At 53.0% G+C, this 16,644-nt stretch carries 13 protein-coding genes; 9 read left to right on the forward strand and 4 right to left on the reverse strand.

Annotation, left to right across the window (positions count from 1 at the left end; all coding sequences use genetic code 11):
• The first annotated feature begins 1 nt into the window (after position 1).
• The 5 genes from dmsA (at position 2) to EoCCA6_RS19675 (ending at position 5,979) form a co-directional block, all read left to right on the forward strand.
• A complete protein-coding gene (gene dmsA / locus EoCCA6_RS19655; protein ID WP_152084080.1) occupies positions 2-2,446 on the forward strand; it encodes a dimethylsulfoxide reductase subunit A in 2,445 nt (814 codons plus the stop codon).
• 10 nt (positions 2,447-2,456) lie between these two features.
• Positions 2,457-3,074 (forward strand): DMSO/selenate family reductase complex B subunit, encoded by a 618-nt coding sequence (locus tag EoCCA6_RS19660; protein ID WP_014169373.1) that lies wholly within the window; start codon positions 2,457-2,459, stop codon positions 3,072-3,074.
• A gap of 1 nt (position 3,075) precedes the next feature.
• Positions 3,076-3,939 (forward strand): dimethyl sulfoxide reductase anchor subunit family protein, encoded by an 864-nt coding sequence (locus EoCCA6_RS19665; protein WP_152084081.1) that lies wholly within the window; start codon positions 3,076-3,078, stop codon positions 3,937-3,939.
• A 273-nt stretch (positions 3,940-4,212) separates the two neighbouring features.
• Positions 4,213-5,361, forward strand: a complete 1,149-nt coding sequence (locus EoCCA6_RS19670; RefSeq protein WP_152084082.1) for an MFS transporter — start codon at positions 4,213-4,215, stop codon at positions 5,359-5,361.
• Positions 5,362-5,484: 123 nt separating this feature from the next.
• Positions 5,485-5,979, forward strand: coding sequence for an anti-virulence regulator CigR family protein (locus EoCCA6_RS19675; RefSeq protein WP_152084083.1), 495 nt, complete (start codon positions 5,485-5,487; stop codon positions 5,977-5,979).
• 36 nt (positions 5,980-6,015) lie between these two features.
• Here EoCCA6_RS19675 and pflA read toward each other — a convergent pair whose 3' ends face one another.
• From pflA to ycaO, 4 genes are all read right to left on the reverse strand, one after another.
• Positions 6,016-6,756 carry a pyruvate formate lyase 1-activating protein gene (pflA, locus tag EoCCA6_RS19680; protein WP_137848949.1) on the reverse strand — a complete coding sequence of 247 codons (741 nt, stop codon included), beginning with the start codon at positions 6,754-6,756 and terminating at the stop codon, positions 6,016-6,018.
• A gap of 202 nt (positions 6,757-6,958) precedes the next feature.
• Positions 6,959-9,241 (reverse strand): formate C-acetyltransferase, encoded by a 2,283-nt coding sequence (pflB, locus tag EoCCA6_RS19685; protein ID WP_152084084.1) that lies wholly within the window; start codon positions 9,239-9,241, stop codon positions 6,959-6,961.
• A gap of 51 nt (positions 9,242-9,292) precedes the next feature.
• Positions 9,293-10,150, reverse strand: coding sequence for a formate transporter FocA (gene focA, locus EoCCA6_RS19690; protein WP_152084085.1), 858 nt, complete (start codon positions 10,148-10,150; stop codon positions 9,293-9,295).
• A gap of 405 nt (positions 10,151-10,555) precedes the next feature.
• Complete coding sequence (ycaO, locus tag EoCCA6_RS19695; protein WP_167515553.1) at positions 10,556-12,316, reverse strand: 30S ribosomal protein S12 methylthiotransferase accessory factor YcaO; 1,761 nt, start codon at positions 12,314-12,316, stop codon at positions 10,556-10,558.
• Between the two features lie 127 nt (positions 12,317-12,443).
• Between ycaO and EoCCA6_RS19700 the strand changes: the two genes are divergently transcribed.
• From EoCCA6_RS19700 to cmk, 4 genes are all read left to right on the forward strand, one after another.
• Positions 12,444-13,136 carry a DUF421 domain-containing protein gene (locus EoCCA6_RS19700; protein ID WP_152084087.1) on the forward strand — a complete coding sequence of 231 codons (693 nt, stop codon included), beginning with the start codon at positions 12,444-12,446 and terminating at the stop codon, positions 13,134-13,136.
• Positions 13,137-13,298: 162 nt separating this feature from the next.
• Positions 13,299-14,387 (forward strand): 3-phosphoserine/phosphohydroxythreonine transaminase, encoded by a 1,089-nt coding sequence (serC, locus tag EoCCA6_RS19705; RefSeq protein WP_063434136.1) that lies wholly within the window; start codon positions 13,299-13,301, stop codon positions 14,385-14,387.
• Between the two features lie 69 nt (positions 14,388-14,456).
• Positions 14,457-15,740, forward strand: a complete 1,284-nt coding sequence (gene aroA / locus EoCCA6_RS19710; RefSeq protein WP_152084088.1) for a 3-phosphoshikimate 1-carboxyvinyltransferase — start codon at positions 14,457-14,459, stop codon at positions 15,738-15,740.
• A 185-nt stretch (positions 15,741-15,925) separates the two neighbouring features.
• Entirely contained in the window at positions 15,926-16,609 is a 684-nt protein-coding gene (cmk, locus tag EoCCA6_RS19715; RefSeq protein WP_152084089.1) for a (d)CMP kinase, read from the forward strand.
• Positions 16,610-16,644: the final 35 nt, after the last annotated feature.

A 16,644-nucleotide genomic window follows, 5' to 3' on the forward strand; every position in this document is an offset into this window, starting at 1 on the left:
TATGAAAATCAAAGCGCCTGAAACGTTAATGGCTGCCGAGGTCACTCGCCGTGGGTTGATGAAAACCACGGCAATTGGTGGTCTGGCTGTTGCCAGTAGCGCCTTCACGCTCCCTTTTTCTCGTCTGGCATCGGCAGCGGATGCGCTGTCCCCGGCCACGGCCCCTGAAAAAGTCGTGTGGAGTGCCTGTACCGTAAACTGTGGCAGTCGTTGTCCGCTGCGTATGCATGTGGTGGATGGTGAAATCAAATACGTCGAAACGGATAACACCGGGGACGATAACTACGAAGGGTTACATCAGGTTCGCGCCTGCCTGCGTGGTCGCTCCATGCGTCGTCGAGTCTATAACCCGGACCGCCTGAAATACCCAATGAAACGCGTTGGTAAACGCGGCGAAGGGAAGTTCGAACGCATTAGCTGGGACGAAGCCTACGATATGATCGCCACCAGTATGCAGCGCCTGATCAAAGAGTACGGCAACGAATCCATCTACCTGAACTACGGCACCGGGACGCTCGGCGGCACGCTGACCCGCTCCTGGCCACCGGGAAAAACGCTGGTGGCGCGTCTGATGAACTGTTGTGGCGGTTATCTCAATCACTACGGTGACTACTCTTCTGCACAGATTGCTGCCGGTCTGAATTACACCTACGGCGGCTGGGCAGACGGTAACAGTCCGTCCGATATCGAAAACAGTAAACTGGTGGTGCTGTTCGGTAACAACCCAGGTGAAACGCGTATGAGCGGCGGCGGGGTAACGTACTATCTCGAACAGGCGCGAGCCAAATCCAACGCGCGTATGATCATTATCGATCCGCGCTATACCGATACCGGTGCAGGCCGTGAAGACGAGTGGATACCCATCCGTCCAGGTACGGATGCTGCGCTGGTTAGCGCGCTGGCGTGGGTGATGATCACTGAAAACCTCGTCGATCAGCCATTCCTTGATAAATATTGCGTCGGTTATGACGAGAAAACGCTGCCAGCCAGTGCGCCTGCAAATGGTCACTATAAAGCGTATATCCTCGGTCAGGGTAGCGACGGCGTGGCGAAAACACCAGAGTGGGCCTCCACCATCACCGGTATTCCGGTCGAGCGTATTGTCCAACTGGCGCGTGAAATTGGCTCGGCGAAACCGGCCTATATCAGCCAGGGCTGGGGGCCGCAGCGTCATGCCAATGGTGAAATCGCGACTCGTGCCATATCAATGCTCTCTATTTTGACCGGTAACGTTGGTATCCACGGTGGTAACACCGGCGCGCGTGAAGGCTCGTATGAAGTGCCGTTTGAACGCATGCCGACGCTGGATAACCCGGTTCAGACCAGCATCTCCATGTTTATGTGGACGGATGCGATTGAACGTGGCCCGGAAATGACCGCGCTGCGCGATGGTGTGCGCGGCAAAGATAAACTGGATGTGCCGATCAAGATGATCTGGAACTATGCCGGTAACTGCCTCATCAACCAGCACTCCGAGATCAACCGCACCCACGAGATCCTGCAGGACGACAAGAAGTGCGAGATGATTGTGGTGATCGACTGCCACATGACCTCTTCAGCGAAATATGCCGATATTCTGTTGCCGGACTGCACCGCCTCTGAGCAGATGGATTTCGCGCTGGACGCCTCCTGCGGCAACATGTCCTATGTGATCTTCACCGACCAGGCCATTAAACCGCGCTTCGAATGCAAAACCATTTATGAGATGACGTCTGCGCTGGCGAAACGTCTTGGCGTCGAGCAGCAGTTTACTGAAGGACGCACTCAGGAAGAATGGATGCGCCACCTGCATGAACTCTCTCGCAAAGCGATCCCGGACCTGCCTGACTTCGATACGTTCCGCAAGCAGGGGATGTACAAGCAGCGTGATCCTGAAGGACACCACGTGGCGTACAAGGCCTTCCGTGAAGATCCGCAGGCTAATCCGCTGACTACGCCGTCGGGCAAAATCGAAATCTACTCCGAAGCGCTGGCAAAAATCGCCTCTATCTGGGAGTTGCCGGAAGGGGACGTTATCGATCCGCTGCCGATCTACACGCCTGGCTTCGAAAACTACAACGATCCGCTGACGGCGAAATTCCCGCTGCAGTTGACCGGTTTCCACTACAAAGCGCGTGTGCACTCAACCTACGGAAACGTAGACGTACTGAAAGCGGCATGTCGTCAGGAGATGTGGATTAACCCGATGGATGCCAAAGCGCGTGGTATCAGCAATGGCGATCGCGTGCGCATCTTTAATGGTCGCGGTGAAGTACATATCGAAGCCAAAGTGACACCGCGCATGATGCCTGGCGTTGTCGCGCTGGGGGAAGGGGCCTGGTATAGCCCGGATGCAAATCGCATCGACCAGGCTGGCAGTATTAACGTACTGACCACGCAGCGCCCGTCGCCTCTGGCGAAAGGTAACCCGTCCCACACGAACCTTGTTCAGGTTGAAAAGGTGTAAGGAGTAACCGATGACAACCCAGTATGGATTTTTCATTGATTCCAGCCGTTGTACCGGTTGCAAAACCTGCGAGCTGGCCTGTAAAGATTACAAAGACTTAACGCCGGATGTCAGTTTCCGTCGTATTTATGAATACGCGGGCGGTGACTGGCAGGAGGACAACGGCGTCTGGCATCAGAACGTCTTTGCCTATTACCTGTCGATTGCCTGTAACCACTGTGAAGATCCGGCGTGTACCAAAGTCTGCCCGAGCGGTGCGATGCACAAGCGCGACGACGGTTTTGTGGTGGTGGATGAAGATGTCTGCATCGGCTGTCGCTACTGCCATATGGCCTGCCCGTACGGCGCGCCGCAGTACAATGCCGCCAAAGGGCATATGACCAAGTGCGATGGCTGCCACACCCGCGTGGCGGACGGTAAAAAGCCGATCTGCGTGGAGTCCTGCCCGCTGCGTGCGCTGGACTTTGGCCCGATAGATGAACTGCGTAAAAAACACGGCCAGCTTGCTGCGGTGGCACCGCTGCCGTCCGCGCACTTCACGAAGCCGAGTATTGTGATTAAACCTAACGCCAACAGCCGTCCGACGGGTGACACCACCGGCTATCTGGCAAACCCGAAGGAGGTGTGAGATGGGAAGTGGATGGCATGAATGGCCGCTGGTGATCTTCACGGTCTTTGGGCAGTGCGTCGCGGGTGGCTTTATTGTGCTCGCCCTGGCGCTGTTAAAAGGCAATCTGAATGCCGAACAGCAGCAGCGTCTGGTGTTAAGCATGTTTGGCCTGTGGGTGCTGATGGGGATTGGCTTTATTGCTTCTACGTTGCACCTCGGTTCACCAATGCGCGCGTTCAATTCCCTGAACCGCGTCGGTGCCTCTTCGCTCAGTAACGAGATTGCCAGCGGGGCGATCTTCTTTGCCGTCGGCGGGCTGGGATGGCTGCTGGCTGCGCTGAAGAAATTACCTGCGGGCCTGCGCACCCTGTGGCTGATCGTGACGATGGTGCTGGGCGTGGTATTCGTGTGGATGATGGTGCGCGTCTACAACACCATCGACACCGTCCCCACCTGGTACAGCGTCTGGACGCCGATGAGCTTCTTCCTGACCCTGTTTATCGGCGGGCCGCTGTTGGGCTACCTGCTACTGCGCGTGGCGGGTGTTGATGGCTGGGCGATGCGTTTGTTGCCAGCGGTTTCACTGCTGTCGCTGGTGGTGAGCGCGATGGTTGCTCTGATGCAGGGCGCTGAACTGGCAACCATTCATAGCTCTGTTCAGCAGGCATCTGCGCTGGTGCCGGATTACGGTGCGTTGATGGCGTGGCGTATCGTTCTGCTGGTAGCGGCGTTGGTGTTCTGGATCGCGCCTCAGCTCAAAGGATATCAGCCTGCGCTGCCGTTGTTGTCACTGGCCTTTGTGCTGATGCTCGCGGGCGAACTGATTGGCCGTGGTGTGTTCTACGGGCTGCATATGACCGTGGGCATGGCCGTCGCCAGTTAACACGTTTTTTGTTATATCAAGCCGGGACTGTGTGCCCGGCTTTTCTTTTTTCATTCATGAAATTTTTCGACTGTCGTTTGGTTTTAATTCTCGCCATAAATAAATAAAAACAGACACATAATTAATATCTATAGCCAGTATTGCATTAGCAGGATAAGTTTTTTAAATCGACAGGGAACATATTGTGCGAGGCGGCTAAATCAGTGGATTGACTTTGTTTTTGCCAGTGGCATGATGCGCACGAAATCTGAACTTCCTCACGGTTTTTAACCCATGACCACCTATACCCGGCCAGTGCTTTTGTTGCTCTGTGGCCTGCTTTTGTTGACCCTGGCGATCGCAGTGTTAAACACGCTCGTCCCGCTGTGGCTCGCCCATGAAAACTTACCGACCTGGCAGGTGGGTATGGTTAGCTCGTCGTTTTTTACCGGCAACCTGCTGGGTACGCTATTAACGGGAAGCCTGATTAAGCGTTTTGGCTTTAACCGTAGCTATTATCTGGCATCGCTGATTTTCGCCGCCGGATGTGCCGGGTTAGGGCTGATGGTTGGCTTCTGGAGCTGGATGGCATGGCGTTTTATCGCTGGCGTGGGCTGCGCGATGATCTGGGTAGTGGTGGAAAGTGCGCTGATGTGCAGCGGTACATCGCGCAACCGCGGACGCCTGCTTGCAGCTTATATGATGGTCTATTACGTCGGGACCGTGCTGGGCCAGTTGATGGTCAGCAAACTGCCAACCGATTTGATGAGCGTCCTGCCGTGGGTTACGGGCATGGTGCTGGCTGCGATCCTGCCGCTGCTGTTTACGCGCATCGTAAACCAGAGCAGCGAACACCAGGAGGTGACCCATGTCTGGCCGATGCTGAGGCTCCGACAGGCGCGTCTGGGTGTTAATGGCTGCATTATCTCCGGAATTGTGCTCGGCTCGCTCTATGGCCTGATGCCGCTCTACCTGAATCATCAGGGCGTGAGTGATTCCGGGATTGGTTTCTGGATGGCGGTGATGGTCAGCGCCGGGATTGTCGGGCAGTGGCCAATTGGCCGTCTGGCGGATCGTTTTGGACGCCTGCTGGTGCTGCGCGTTCAGGTATTTGTAGTGATAATGGGTTGTCTTGCCATGCTCAGCAACGCGGCTATGGCACCAGCATTGTTTATTTTAGGCGCAGCGGGCTTTACGCTCTATCCGGTTGCAATGGCCTGGGCCTGTGAGAAAGTGGAGCATCACCAGCTGGTGGCGATGAACCAGGCGTTGCTGCTGAGTTATACCATCGGCAGTTTACTGGGGCCGACATTTACCGCCATGCTGATGCAAAATTATTCCGACAATTTGCTGTTTATTATGATTGCCAGCGTGTCGTTTATTTATCTCTTAATGTTGCTGCGCAAAGTGGGCGAACATCCAACGCCTGTGGCTCATGCCTGATTAAATAAAAGCCTGTCGATGACAGGCTTTTTTGTCCCCATCACATCTAAGAGTTTTACTTATTGTTTGTTTATTGCGCCAGGTGATAATTCAATTGAGTTCTATCACTAAAAGGCAGCAATCATGTCACTACGTCGTTTTTCCACTACCGCGCTGGCAGTAGTGTTGTCTTTAACGTTTGCAACGGCTCCGGTTATGGCGAATCCTGGAAACGGGAATGGTCACGGCAACGGTGGCGGACAAGGCAATAGCGGCAATCATGGCAACGGGAATTCCGCTAACCATGGTAATAAAAATAACGGTAATCAAAACCCAGGCAAATCGAATAAAAGCGTAAGTGACGATGTTGAAGCCCGCGTGAGCTTCGACCATGCCCGTCATCTGGCATTGAATTACGGTTTAACAGGCTATGACTCATTGCCCCCAGGTATTGCGAAGAACCTGGCTCGCGGTAAGCCACTGCCTCCGGGGATTGCGAAAAAGACTGTGCCAGCATCAATGCTTGGTCAACTGCCTTCTTATCCAGGTTATGAATGGCGAGTGGTGGGAGATGACCTGGTCTTAATTGCCCTCAGCACGGCGATTGTAACTACCATTATCAACGGTGTTTTCAAATAAAATTAAAAAAGCCCGGTGTCCTCACCGGGCTTTTTATTAATACATAACCTTGTGGCCGTACTGTTCAAGAATACCTTTCACGCGTTCCATCGTCTCTTTCTTCGGCGGCTTCACGCCATCGAGTTTGTACTCTTCGCCCATCGCCACCCATTTGTGTTTACCCAGTTCGTGATAGGGCAGGAGTTCAATTTTCTCGACGTTGCCCATATCGCGGGTAAATTCCCCCAGGCGATGCGCTGAATCATCATCATCTGACCAGCCCGGTACGACGACATAGCGAATCCAGGTTTTGATGCCTTTCCCGGAGATGTATTTTGCGAACTCCAGGGTACGGTGATTGGAGACGCCAACCAGGTTCTGGTGGATCTCATCGTTCATCTGTTTGAGATCGAGCATCACCAGATCGGTCACTTCCAGCAGTTCGTCGATGACCGGGTCGTAGCGGCGCACAAAACCGTTGGTATCAAGACAGGTATGAATCCCTTCTTTACGACAGGCGCGGAACCAGTCACGCACGAATTCGGCCTGCAGAATGGCTTCGCCACCGGATGCCGTCACGCCGCCGCCGGACGCGTTCATAAAGTGGCGGTAGGTCACCACCTCTTTCATTAAATCTTCAACGGTGACTTCCTTACCGCCGTGCGTATCCCAGGTGTCACGGTTATGGCAGTACAGGCAGCGCATCAGGCAGCCCTGGAAAAAGGTAATAAAGCGGATACCTGGGCCGTCGACAGTGCCACAGGATTCAAAGGAGTGAATGCGACCAATAATTGACATTGCGGTGATATCTCCGAATTTGGCCCATCCGGGGCCTATGTAGGTGCACAGCTCAAAGGCTATGTCGAGTCTGTTTTGGCTGTTATCCATTGAGTATAGATAGCGGACAAAAGAGACTGAGGCAGAGAGGGTGTTAAAAAGGCCCCACTTGCGTGGAGCCTTTATTGTACGCCTTTTAACGCGTGATTTCAGTCAAATCCAGTTACATGGACTGAGTGAAAGTACGGGTGATAACGTCCTGCTGCTGTTCTTTCGTCAGGGAGTTAAAACGTACTGCGTAGCCAGATACACGGATGGTCAGCTGAGGATATTTCTCAGGGTGTTCCATCGCGTCGAGCAGCATTTCACGGTTCATGACGTTCACGTTCAGGTGCTGACCACCTTCGATGGACGCTTCATGGTGGAAGTAACCATCCATCAGACCCGCGAGGTTGGTTTTACGCACTTCGTCGTCTTTACCCAGCGCGTTTGGCACGATAGAGAAGGTATAAGAGATACCATCTTTTGCGTAAGCAAACGGCAGTTTAGCAACGGAGGTCAGAGAGGCTACAGCACCTTTCTGGTCACGACCGTGCATTGGGTTAGCACCTGGGCCGAATGGCGCGCCAGCACGACGACCGTCTGGGGTGTTACCGGTTTTCTTACCATACACAACGTTAGAGGTGATGGTCAGAACAGACTGAGTCGGGATAGCGTTACGGTAGGTAGTGAGTTTCTGAATTTTCTTCATGAAACGTTCTACCAGGTCAACCGCCATGTCATCAACGCGAGCGTCGTTGTTACCAAACTGCGGGTATTCGCCTTCGATTTCGAAGTCTACAGCCAGGCCGTCTTCGTCACGAATTGGTTTAACTTTCGCATATTTGATTGCAGACAGGGAGTCAGCCGCAACGGACAGACCCGCGATACCACACGCCATGGTGCGAACGACGTCACGGTCGTGCAGCGCCATCAGAGAGGCTTCGTAGCTGTACTTGTCGTGCATGTAGTGGATAACGTTCAGCGCGGTCACGTACTGCTTAGCCAGCCAGTCCATGAAGTGGTCCATGCGCTCCATGACTTCGTCATAGTTCAGCACGTCGCCTTTGATTGGCTCAGATTTAGGACCAACCTGCATTTTCAGTTTTTCATCAACGCCGCCGTTGATTGCGTACAGCATGGTTTTCGCCAGGTTTGCACGCGCACCGAAGAACTGCATTTGTTTACCAACAACCATTGGGCTTACGCAGCAAGCGATAGCGTAGTCATCGTTGTTGAAGTCCGGACGCATCAGGTCATCGTTCTCGTACTGCAGAGAAGAGGTGTCGATGGACACTTTAGCGGCGAATTTCTTGAAGTTCAGAGGCAGTTTTTCAGACCACAGAACGGTGATGTTCGGCTCCGGAGAAGGACCCATGGTGTACAGGGTGTTCAGGAAGCGGAAGCTGTTTTTGGTTACCAGAGTACGGCCGTCTACGCCCATACCACCGATAGATTCTGTCGCCCAGATTGGGTCACCGGAGAACAGCTCATCGTATTCTGGGGTACGCAGGAAGCGAACCATACGCAGTTTCATGACCAGGTGGTCAATCATTTCCTGAGCGTCTTGCTCGGTGATTTTACCTGCTTTCAGGTCACGTTCGATGTACGCATCCAGGAAGGTGGATACGCGACCGAAGGACATTGCTGCACCGTTCTGAGACTTAACCGCGGCCAGGTAGCCGAAGTAGGTCCACTGGATAGCTTCCTGAGCGTTAGTCGCAGGACCAGAGATATCGCAGCCGTATTTCGCCGCCATCTCTTTGATCTGACCCAGCGCGCGGTGCTGTTCAGCGATTTCTTCACGCAGACGAATAGTGGCTTCCAGGTTTACGCCGTTTTCCAGATCGGACTGCAGGGATACGAACTGTGCGTATTTGTCTTTCATCAGGAAGTCGATACCGTACAGCGCAACGCGACGGTAGTCACCGATGATACGGCCACGGCCATACGCATCTGGCAGACCGGTCAGAACGCCGGATTTACGGCAGTTCAGAATGTCTTTGGTGTAAACATCGAATACGCCCTGGTTATGGGTTTTGCGATATTCGGTGAAGATTTTTTTCAGCATTGGGTCCAGCTCGCGGTTATACGCTTTGCAGGAACCTTCAACCATTTTGATACCACCGAACGGGATGATTGCGCGTTTCAGTGGTGCTTCAGTCTGCAGACCAACGATTTTCTCAAGGGCTTTGTTGATGTAGCCAGCATCGTGAGAAGTGATGGTGGATGCAACGGAGGTGTCAAAATCAACTGGCGCGTGAGTGCGGTTTTCCAGTTTAACGCCTTCCATTACGTTGTCCCACAGCTTGGTGGTCGCGTCAGTTGCACCAGCCAGGAAGGATTCGTCACCTTCATACGGGGTATAGTTTTTCTGAATGAAGTCACGGACGTTGACTTCATTCTGCCAGTCACCTTTCGCAAAACCTTCCCAGGCTGTGGCTAACTTTTCATTAAGCTCGGACATGTAACACCTACCTTCTTAAGTGGATTTTTTATTTACTGCCTGAGACAACCATTAATGATGGTCGCCGCCACGCAGGTAAATGACCCAGTATGTCAACCCGACTAACAGACCCCCACCGATAATGTTCCCGATAGTGACTGGGATCAGGTTATCAGTAATGAAATTCATGATAGTCAGGTGAGAGAAACTTTCCGGGGTTGAACCGATAGCAGTCCAGAACTCCGGGCTCGCAAAGTTGCGAATTACAATACCCATCGGGATCATAAACATATTCGCAATACTGTGCTCAAAGCCGCTGGCAACAAACATCGCAACCGGCAGAACCATAATCATGGCTTTGTCCATCAGGCTACGACCCGAGTAGCTCATCCATACAGCCAGGCAGACCATCAGGTTTGCGAGGATGCCGAGAGCAACGGCTTCGATAAATGTGTGATGCATTTTGTGGTCAGCGGTTTGCAGGACGTTAAGCCCCCAGCCGCCGTTGGCGGTCATGTACTCGCCAGAGAGCCACATCAACAGAACAAAGAGCAGACAGCCAATCAGGTTGCCAACATAGACGTTAAGCCAGTTGCGCGCCAGTTGGCCCCAGGTAATTCTTCCGCTGGCTTTCGCCACCACAATCAGCACCGTAGAGGTGAAGAGGTCGGCACCGCAGATGACGCAGAGAATCAGACCCAGTGAGAAGCAGATACCGCCAATCAGTTTAGCTATGCCGAAAGGCATCGCGGCAGTACCGGTGGTGGCAGTAATGTAGAAGACGAAAGCGATTGAGATGAACACACCGGCTGTGATCGCCAGATAGAACGTCTTCATCGGGTGTTTCGTTGCTTTATAGACACCTGCTTCCTCGGCAACTTTCGCCATTGCAGCAGGGAGTAAAAGATCAAAAGGGTTGTCAGCTTTCACACTAACTCTCTCTTTATTAAGTCGGCGACGAGATACTAACAAAGCATTATAGAAGAGAAATTGATATAGATCATATCTCGCCTGGCTTATAGGCCCGCAATGCGTATGGTTTTACAGCAAGTGCGGAGTAAGTATTTGATTATCCGTATAAAAATAAATTTTAAAAGTTATGAAAAGAGTTGAATTATTTCGTTCGGCCTCCCGGAAAACAGTTAATTAATATGGAGTATTTACCATAAAAAGTAACAATAAAGCGTGGGTAAATATTATTATATTTACCCATATTTAACTTTATTATTACAATCAACAGTCATTGCCGAAAAAATAAAAAACGGGGCAATGAAATTGCCCCGTAATATAGCTCAGACGATTGAATACGCCTACAGCCGCTAATGTTATATGCGCTTATTTTGACCAGTAAGCGGCTTTCGCTTTCTGTAATTTCTCATAAGCGTTAAGTAATGACTGATGCGCCGGGAAGGCTTTCAGATCGCTATCAACGGCCTGCAGGCCATAGAACGGCTCTTCACCACTCAGCGCCGCGCTGGCGGCTTCAACCGCGTCTGCACCGTACATACGAACAAATGCATTCAGGTACTGCAATGGCTCGCGATCGTCCTCCTGAGAAAGCAGGAGCAGAGTTTGCAGGCAACGGTAATAGTTGGTGCGCTCGGCAGAGAAGACCGACTGGTTGAACTCCATTGTCCACTCAGTCCAGGCCAGCGCCTGATCCAGATCGCCACCGGCCAGCGCCAGCATCGCTTTCAGTTCACCAATACGCAGGGTGTACCAGCCGTTATCTTTACTGGTCGCCAGACCCAGCAGTTCGCGCACGCGGGTGAAGTCATCATGGCCTTCATCGTCCAGCTGGGCGATCAGGTTCAGATAATCTTCTTTTTCCCACTCGCTGCCCGGCAGGGCCAGCAGCGTTTCACGCAGGTGTGCGCCCATGCTGTTGTTCGCCAGCCACAGGTCTTCCGCCGGATAGATATCCGACATGCCAGGAACGATAATGCGGCACGCATAAACACCCAGGTGTTCATAGTCAGCAATATAGACTTCCTGATCTTCGGCGCTGAAGATCGCCATCAGCGTCGCAAACTCTTCTTCGGTGGTGCCGGCAAAGCTCCAGTCCACGAACGGATAGTCCGCGTCCTGCTTGAACATATCCCAGGAGATCAAACCGCTGGAGTCGATAAAGTGGGTTTCGAGGTTGGTATGCTCGGCCACTTCTTCATCGTCAAACGTTGGTGGGGTGAACACGTCCAGATCTTTCAGGCTACGGCCCTGAAGCAGTTCGGTGACGGTACGCTCCAGCGCCACGCCAAAGTCCGGGTGCGCGCCAAAGGAGGCGAAGCAGGTTCCGTTGGTTGGGTTGAACAGCACCACGCAGATAACCGGGTATTTACCGCCCAGTGAGCCGTCATAGGCAAAGATTGGGAAACCTTCCGCTTCCAGTTTAGCGATGGATTCCACCACGCCAGGATAGCGTGCCAGTACGTCGGCCGGAATTTCTGGCAGGCTGATGGATTCGGCAATAATGCGGTTTTTGATGTGGCGTTCGAAGACTTCAGACAGACCCTGCACGCGCGCTTCATTGCGGGTGTTACCAGCGGACATGCCGTTGGACACATACAGGTTGCCGACGATGTTCATCGGAATATACACGGTCTGCTCGTCAGACTGACGCGTGAAAGGCAGAGCGCAAATACCACGATCTTCGTTACCAGACTGCAGGTCGATCAGCATGCTGGCGGTCAGTTCATTTTCCGGGTCGTAGAACGCGCGCAGACGGGCATCAAGAATGCCTTCCGGCAGTTCGTCATCTTCCGTCAGCGGGAACCATTTTTCGTTTGGGTAGTGAACGAATGGACCGTTGGCGATGGTTTCGCCCAGCCAGAAGTCAGCAAAGAAATAGTTGGTCGACAGACGTTCAAAATACTCGCCCAGCGCAGAGGCCAGCGCCGCTTTTTTAGTTGCGCCTTTACCGTTGGTAAAGCACAGCGCGCAGTCTTTATCGCGAATATGCACGGACCAGACGTGAGGCACCGGGTTCAGCCAGGAGGCTTCTTCAATATTAAAGCCCAGGTCGGTCAGTTTCTGCTGGAAGCGAGCGATGGAATCTTCCAGAGCGGCGTCTTTGCCGGGGATAAACGTTTGAGTCATGGCGTTCACTTTTATCGTACGTAAAGCGCGCAATGATACGGGTTTTGCGTGACGGGTGCTATCTCCGGCGAAAATAAATGGCTGGACTATGCTTAAAGACAGTAACCCACTGTTAAGGCGTAGAAAAATGAAAGCATTCGATCTCCAGCGGATGGCGTTTGACAAAGTTCCTCTTGAGTTTTTAGGTGAGGTGGCGCTGCGTAGCCTTTATACCTTCGTGCTGGTGTTTCTGTTTCTCAAAATCACCGGACGCCGTGGCGTTCGGCAGATGTCCCTCTTTGAAGTGCTTATCATTCTGACGCTGGGTTCAGCGGCAGGGGATGTGGCGTTCTATGACGATGTGCCGATGGTGCCGGTCTTTATTGTCTTTGTTTCCCTCGCGTTGTTGTACCGGCTGGTGATGTGGCTGATGTCGAAAAGCGAAAAGCTGGAAGATCTGCTTGAAGGGAAACCGGTGGTGATTGTGGAAGACGGGCAACTGGCCTGGGAGAAAGTGCAAAGTGCCAATATGACGGAGTTCGAGTTCTTTATGGAGCTGCGTCTCAACAGCGTTGAACAACTGGGGCAGGTGCGTCTGGCCATTATGGAAACGAACGGGCAAATCAGCGTCTATTACTATCCCGACGATGAGGTGAAGCCTGGGTTGTGCATCCTGCCGGATATGCTGGTGGAACGGTTTACGACCGTACCCGAAACCGAAGAGTATGCCTGTATCAAATGTAGTCATGTGGTTGCCATGCGGGCGGGTGAACATCAATTATGCCCTCGCTGTACGAATCCAGAATGGACGAAGGTTAGCCGGGCTATACGTGTTACCTGACAGCCATTTTGTCGGTTTTGTGACAGCGGAGCGGCAGAATGTATTGTGTGACGAAGGACACATTTCACCCGTCATAAGTTTTAGACATTGCGGCGCGTGTCACTGAATGATAAAACCGATATCCACAGTTATAACTTATTGCTTTTAGCGTGGTGAGGGGAAATGGCTCAAGTCTTTAATTTCAGTTCAGGTCCGGCAATGTTACCGGCGGATGTACTTAAACAGGCTCAACAGGAACTGTGTGACTGGAACGGTCTGGGTACGTCGGTGATGGAAATCAGCCACCGTGGTAAAGAGTTTATTCAGGTGGCAGAAGAGGCAGAAAAGGATTTTCGCGATCTGCTGAACATTCCCTCCAACTACAAAGTATTGTTCTGCCACGGTGGTGGACGCGGTCAGTTTGCGGGTATCCCGCTCAATCTGCTGGGCGACAAAACCACCGCCGATTACGTTGATGCAGGCTACTGGGCAGCCAGTGCGGTAAAAGAGGCGCACAAATACTGCACACCAAACGTTATTGATGCCAAAGTGACCGTTGACGGTCTGCGCGCCGTTAAGCCAATGAGCGAGTGGCAGCTTTCCTCTGATGCCGCTTATCTGCACTATTGCCCGAACGAAACGATCGACGGCATCGCCATTCACGAAGAGCCAAACTTTGGTGAGAACGTGGTCGTGACCGCGGATCTCTCTTCTACCATTCTTTCCTCGCCTCTGGATGTCAGCCGTTACGGTGTGATTTATGCCGGTGCGCAGAAAAACATCGGTCCCGCTGGTTTGACCCTGGTCATCGTGCGTGAAGACCTGCTTGGTAAAGCGCATAAATCCTGCCCGTCGATTCTTGATTACACCGTGCTGAACGATAACGACTCGATGTTCAACACGCCGCCAACGTTCGCCTGGTATCTCTCCGGTCTGGTCTTCAAATGGCTGAAGCAAAAGGGCGGCGTGGCGCAGATGAACACCATCAATCAGCAAAAAGCGGAACTGCTGTACGGCGTGATTGATAAAAGCGACTTCTACCGTAACGATGTGGCGAAAGCTAACCGTTCCCGCATGAACGTGCCGTTCCAGCTGGCTGATAGCAACCTGGATAAAGTATTCCTGGAAGAGTCCTTCGCTGCGGGGCTGCACGCGCTGAAAGGCCACCGTGTAGTGGGCGGGATGCGCGCCTCTATTTATAACGCCATGCCGCTGGAAGGTGTTAAGGCACTGACCGATTTCATGATCGACTTCGAACGTCGTCACGGTTAATTGCGCTGTTTTTCACCCCCGTAGCATTGCTGCGGGGTTTTTATTATGTTGAGTTGAGAGTTAAGTTTCATGGAATCCCTGACGTTACAACCTATCGCGCGGGTAGATGGCACCATTAATCTGCCTGGTTCAAAAAGTGTCTCGAACCGCGCTCTGCTGCTGGCAGCTCTGGCAAACGGCACCACCGTCCTCACAAACCTGCTGGACAGCGATGACGTGCGCCATATGCTCAATGCACTGAAAGCGTTGGGCGTACATTACACACTCTCTGACGATCGTACCCGTTGTGAGGTGACCGGCAACGGCGGTGCGTTACGTTCCGGTGAAGCGCTGGAGCTGTTCCTGGGCAATGCAGGGACGGTGATGCGTCCGTTAGCCGCCGCGCTGTGCCTCGGCAGCAATAACATTGTGCTGACCGGTGAACCGCGTATGAAAGAGCGTCCGATCGGCCATCTGGTGGATGCTCTGCGTCAGGGGGGGGCTCAGATCGATTACCTGGAGCAGGAAAATTATCCGCCGCTGCGCCTGCGCGGTGGTTTTACTGGCGGTACGGTTGAGGTTGACGGCAGTGTCTCCAGTCAGTTCCTGACGGCATTGCTGATGACGGCACCGCTGGCTCCGCAGGATACAGTTATCACTATCAAAGGTGACCTGGTCTCTAAACCGTACATTGATATCACGCTGCACCTGATGAAAACTTTCGGCGTTGAGGTTGAAAACCAGGCTTATCAGCATTTTGTGGTTCGCGGTGCGCAGCAGTACCAGTCTCCGGGCCACTACCTCGTTGAAGGCGATGCTTCATCCGCGTCCTATTTCCTTGCCGCTGGCGCGATTAAAGGCGGTACGGTAAAAGTGACCGGCATTGGCCGCAACAGCGTGCAGGGCGATATCCGCTTTGCTGACGTGCTGGAAAAAATGGGTGCCATTGTCACCTGGGGCGATGACTTCATCTCTTGTACCCGTGGCGAGCTGAACGCCATCGATATGGACATGAACCATATCCCGGATGCGGCAATGACCATTGCCACGGCGGCGCTGTTTGCCAAAGGCACCACCACGCTGCGTAACATCTATAACTGGCGCGTAAAAGAGACGGACCGCCTGTTCGCGATGGCCACCGAGCTGCGTAAAGTGGGTGCCGAAGTGGAAGAGGGCGAAGACTACATTCGCGTCACGCCTCCGGCGAAACTGCAGTTTGCGGAAATTGGCACCTACAACGATCACCGTATGGCGATGTGCTTCTCGCTGGTGGCGCTGTCCGACACGCCGGTCACTATTCTCGATCCGAAGTGTACGGCGAAAACCTTCCCGGACTACTTCGAACAGCTGGCGCGCATTAGCACGCTGGCTTGATCGTTCTCTGCCGCATCATCCGGTGCGGCATTTCCTTACGCTTCCTGACGAACACTTCCGCCCATTTCTTCTACACTCTGCTTCAATCATTCCGTAATTTGCACGCAAGGGTAACAGTTGCGCACGTTGACGCGTATAATGCGCGGCGTTCATGTTAACGGTATGCCTTTATTAAGGAGAAAAAGATGACGGCAGTTGCCCCGGTAATCACCATTGATGGGCCAAGTGGCGCAGGGAAAGGTACTCTGTGTAAAGCGATGGCGGAAGCATTGCAATGGCATCTTTTAGATTCGGGAGCAATCTATCGTGTGCTGGCTCTGGCTGCGCTGCATCACCATGTGGATGTCGCATCTGAAGAGGCGCTGGTTCCGCTGGCTGCACACCTGGATGTGCGTTTCGTCTCCACTGATGGCAATCTTGAAGTGATCCTGGAAGGCGAAGACGTCAGTGGCGAAATTCGTACTCAGGAAGTCGCTAACGCGGCCTCACAAGTGGCGGCATTCCCGCGCGTTCGCGAGGCGCTTTTACGTCGTCAGCGTGGTTTCCGTGAGGCCCCAGGGCTTATTGCCGACGGCCGTGACATGGGAACTGTTGTATTTCCTGATGCGCCAGTGAAAATTTTCCTTGACGCCTCCTCGGAAGAACGTGCTCAACGTCGCATGCTTCAGTTGCAGGAAAAGGGGTTTAGTGTTAACTTTGATCGCCTTTTATCCGAGATAAAAGAGCGCGATGACCGCGACCGTAACCGCGCCGTCGCCCCACTTGTTCCTGCAGAAGATGCATTAGTTCTGGATTCAACCAGTTTAACTATTGAGCAAGTGATTGAAAAAGCGCTACAATATGCGCGCCAAAAACTGGCACTCGCGTAATCGCGACCGATTTAGCAGTACCCCCGCTGCAATGG

The organism is Enterobacter oligotrophicus, assembly GCF_009176645.1.
GTDB classification, from domain to species: domain Bacteria; phylum Pseudomonadota; class Gammaproteobacteria; order Enterobacterales; family Enterobacteriaceae; genus Enterobacter; species Enterobacter oligotrophicus.

Excerpts from the sequence above, each read along its gene's own strand:
- EoCCA6_RS19675 (WP_152084083.1), top strand. The coding sequence starts at position 5,485 with ATGTCACTACGTCGTTTTTCCACTACCGCGCTGGCAGTAGTGTTGTCT.
- EoCCA6_RS19670 (WP_152084082.1), top strand. The coding sequence starts at position 4,213 with ATGACCACCTATACCCGGCCAGTGCTTTTGTTGCTCTGTGGCCTGCTT.
- EoCCA6_RS19665 (WP_152084081.1), top strand. The coding sequence starts at position 3,076 with ATGGGAAGTGGATGGCATGAATGGCCGCTGGTGATCTTCACGGTCTTT.
- serC (WP_063434136.1), top strand. The coding sequence starts at position 13,299 with ATGGCTCAAGTCTTTAATTTCAGTTCAGGTCCGGCAATGTTACCGGCG.
- EoCCA6_RS19700 (WP_152084087.1), top strand. The coding sequence starts at position 12,444 with ATGAAAGCATTCGATCTCCAGCGGATGGCGTTTGACAAAGTTCCTCTT.
- ycaO (WP_167515553.1), bottom strand. The coding sequence starts at position 12,316 with ATGACTCAAACGTTTATCCCCGGCAAAGACGCCGCTCTGGAAGATTCC.
- dmsA (WP_152084080.1), top strand. The coding sequence starts at position 2 with ATGAAAATCAAAGCGCCTGAAACGTTAATGGCTGCCGAGGTCACTCGC.
- pflA (WP_137848949.1), bottom strand. The coding sequence starts at position 6,756 with ATGTCAATTATTGGTCGCATTCACTCCTTTGAATCCTGTGGCACTGTC.
- cmk (WP_152084089.1), top strand. The coding sequence starts at position 15,926 with ATGACGGCAGTTGCCCCGGTAATCACCATTGATGGGCCAAGTGGCGCA.
- EoCCA6_RS19660 (WP_014169373.1), top strand. The coding sequence starts at position 2,457 with ATGACAACCCAGTATGGATTTTTCATTGATTCCAGCCGTTGTACCGGT.
- pflB (WP_152084084.1), bottom strand. The coding sequence starts at position 9,241 with ATGTCCGAGCTTAATGAAAAGTTAGCCACAGCCTGGGAAGGTTTTGCG.
- aroA (WP_152084088.1), top strand. The coding sequence starts at position 14,457 with ATGGAATCCCTGACGTTACAACCTATCGCGCGGGTAGATGGCACCATT.